At 63.3% G+C, this 3,121-nt stretch carries 2 protein-coding genes and 1 pseudogene; all 3 read right to left on the bottom strand.

All coding sequences use genetic code 11. The features are described from left to right. Positions 1-192: pseudogene (locus AC1D1W_RS20305) on the bottom strand (ABC transporter permease); the annotation flags it as partial. A 1-nt stretch (position 193) separates the two neighbouring features. Then, positions 194-2,191 (bottom strand): glycosyltransferase, encoded by a 1,998-nt coding sequence (locus AC1D1W_RS20300; protein ID WP_476944654.1) that lies wholly within the window; start codon positions 2,189-2,191, stop codon positions 194-196. Next, a partial coding sequence (locus AC1D1W_RS20295; RefSeq protein WP_476944653.1) for a UDP-galactopyranose/dTDP-fucopyranose mutase family protein occupies positions 2,188-3,121 on the bottom strand: 934 nt, incomplete at its 5' end. The genes AC1D1W_RS20300 and AC1D1W_RS20295, both read right to left, overlap by 4 nt.

The raw sequence follows: 3,121 nt of genomic DNA, 5'->3' as shown, positions 1-3,121 counted from the left end.
GGCCACATAGAACACGAGGAACTGCACAGCGGGCTTCACATAGGACCAGAGGAGTCCCAGAACGGATCCGCGGTAGCGGACTTTCAGTTCCTTGCGGACCAGCAGTTTCAGCAGAAAACTGGACTGGCGAAGATCCCGAAATCCACCACCGAGCCCCGGGCGGGTCAATTCCCCGGAAATCGTGGTTGTCACGCTATTTCACTTCGCTCTGGGTGTGTTCTTCGAAGATCTTCTTCCAGGAATCCAGGGACGTGAGCTCCGGCATCGCCGCCTTGTACTGCTTGCTCAGCGACTGCCAGTCCTTGAGCAGGGCAGCGTGCAGGCGGCTGCTCTCGGTGAGCATTTCCCTCACGCACTTGGGGTCCCGCTTGTACCAGGAAGCGCCGGTTCCCTCGGCGTTGGAGACGATGGCGCTGTCGAACTGCGCGATCCGCCACCAGCGGTTGTCCTGGTGCGCAATGTTGGTCTGCGGACGTTCCGCACTCGTCTTGGTGACCGGGCGGAACAACTGGCGTGCGACCGTCTTGGCGGCCCAGGGAAGGAGGGTGACCCTGGACGGCTGCGACACGCCGTGCCCGCGGCGCGGCGGCTTGTCCATCTTGGGCGTCGGGAAATCGTCCGCGTCGGCCTGGAAAATCGAGTCCGAGTAGCCGGCCATCATCTTCCGGATCTCGGGCAGCTTCGAGGGCAGCAGGTCCGGCAGGTCGGTCGGGCCCTTGAGGACATCCTCAAGCGCCCAGCCGCGGCCGTGCGCGGTCGCGTACTGCATCGACACGAGGTGCTTGATGTCCGCATACTGCGATTCGCGCACCACGCGGCCGCCGTGCTCGTAGGGGCTGTGCAGCAACGCCGCCACGATCCGGTTGCGGGCGTGGAAGTAGGCCTGCCAGCCCACGAGGTCGTCCTTGTCGATCCAGGAAACATGCCATACGGCCGAACCCGGCAGGGAAACTGTCGGGAAGCCGTGCGCCTTGGCGCGCAGCCCGTATTCCGAGTCGTCCCACTTGATGAAGAGCGGAAGCGAGAGGCCGATTTCCCGGATAACCGAGGTCGGGATCAGACACATCCACCAGCCGTTGTAGTCCACATCGCAGCGGCGATGCAGCCAGGAGGTCTGGCGCAGGTTCGAGGACAGGAAATCATGCCCAAGGACCATGTCCTCGCTCGGCAATGACGGCTGGAAGCGGTAGGGGTTGACCACCTCGCCGAACGTGTGGAGAACCGTCCGGTTGTAGAGGTCGAACATGTGGCCGCCGACGATCGTCGGCGTCTTGCAGCGGTCCGCGAACGTGAGCAGGCGGATGATGCTTTCAGGCTCAACCACGATGTCGTCGTCCATGAGCAGGACGTAGTCACTGCCGTTTTCGACGGCCTCGAACATGCCCCGGGCAAAGCCGCCGGAGCCGCCGAGGTTCGACTGGTTGATGATCCGCAGCTTGCCGCCAAGAGATTCACGGACTTCGGCGAAACCGTCCGCGTCCTCAACCTTCTGCGTGCCCTGGTCAACCAGCAGGATCTCCTGGACATGCTTGAGGGCATCGGGGTTCTCGGCCAGCAGCCGAAGATTGTTGAGGCAGAAGTCGGTCTTGTTCAGCGTCGTGATCTGCAAGGTGACAGACCCGGGCGTGCTATCAACAGCGGGGCCCTGCCATTCGGCGTCGACCATGACAAGCGGTTCGGAGCCCGCCACGAGGTCGAACCAGTACCAGCCGCCGTCGCCGAAGGGCGCAAGGGACAGCTCAAAGGTGTTCTCCGCCGAGCCCTCGACGCGCCGCGTGTCGACGCGCTGCAGGGACCCGCGGGCGTTGGACTTGTAGACGATGACGGATCCGGCGCCCTGGGTGCGGACCTGAAGCCGGACCTTGTCCACCGACGTCCAGCGCCGCCAGTAGCTCGCCGGGAAGGCGTTGAAGTAGCTGCCGAAGGATACCCGCTCCCCCGAACGGACCTTGGTGGAGCTGCGGGACAGGAAGTCTTCAACGTGGGCTTCCTTGGTGGAGCTGCTGAAGGACTGTGCCCGGGCCTTCTTGCCGTCGCCGCTGCCGACCGTAGGAAGCTGGATGCCGGTCGCGGTACCCATGTCCATGTACAGGGGAACCGTGTCCATCTGGCTGGCGTTGGGCAGGATGACCCGCTGCAGGGTGTCCCACTGCTGGGCGGAATCTACCTGGGTGTCGGTTGCGGCGCTCATGCGTCCACTCCTCCGCTTTCAATCTTTGCGCCGCCTTCGAAGTGCGGGCGGATCTTGTTGTCGAACATGGTCAGGGCCGAGCCGATCGCCATGTGCATGTCCAGATACTTATAGGTACCGAGGCGGCCGCCGAAGAGGACATCCTGCTCAGCCGCGGCCAGGTCGCGGTACTTCAGGAGCCGATCGCGGTCCGTGGGTGTGTTGATCGGGTAGTAGGGCTCGTCGCCCTTCTCCGCGGCACGGGAGAACTCGCGCATAATGACGGTCTTCTCCGTCTGGTAGTCGCGCTCCGGGTGGAAATGGCGCGGCTCGATAATGCGGGTGTACGCAACGTCTTCGTCGTTGTAGTTCACTACCGACGTGCCCTGGAAGTCCCCGACGTCGAGCACTTCTTCTTCGAAGTCGATGGTGCGCCAGGACAGATCGCCTTCGGCGTAGTCGAAGTAGCGGTCAACAGGTCCGGTGTAGACGACCGGGACGTTGCCGACCACCTTGCCCTTGCTGTACTCGTGGGACTCATCGAAGAAGTCCGTGTTGAGCCGCACCTCGATGTTGGGGTGTTCGGCCATCTTCTCGATCCACGCCGTGTAGCCGTTGGTCGGAAGGCCCTCGTACTTGTCGTTGAAGTACCGGTTGTCGTAGTTGTAGCGCACCGGAAGGCGGGAGATGATGCCCGCGGGCAGGTCCTTCGGATCCGTCTGCCACTGCTTGCCGGTGTAGTGCTTGATGAACGCCTCGTAGAGCGGGCGGCCGATCAGCTGGATGCCCTTGTCGTTCAGGTTCTGCGGATCGGTGCCGGCCAGTTCGCCGGCCTGCTCCTTGATCAGTTCCTGGGCCTGCCCGGGGGTGAGGTTGGCCCGGAAGAACTGGTTRATCGTGGCCAGGTTGATGGGCAGGGAGTAGACCTCGCCCTTGTGCACGCCGTAGACC

It is taken from the genome of Arthrobacter sp. P1_B4 (assembly GCF_056406555.1).
Note: the sequence above shows the minus strand (reverse complement) of the source record. Positions and strands in the feature narration are given on the sequence as shown.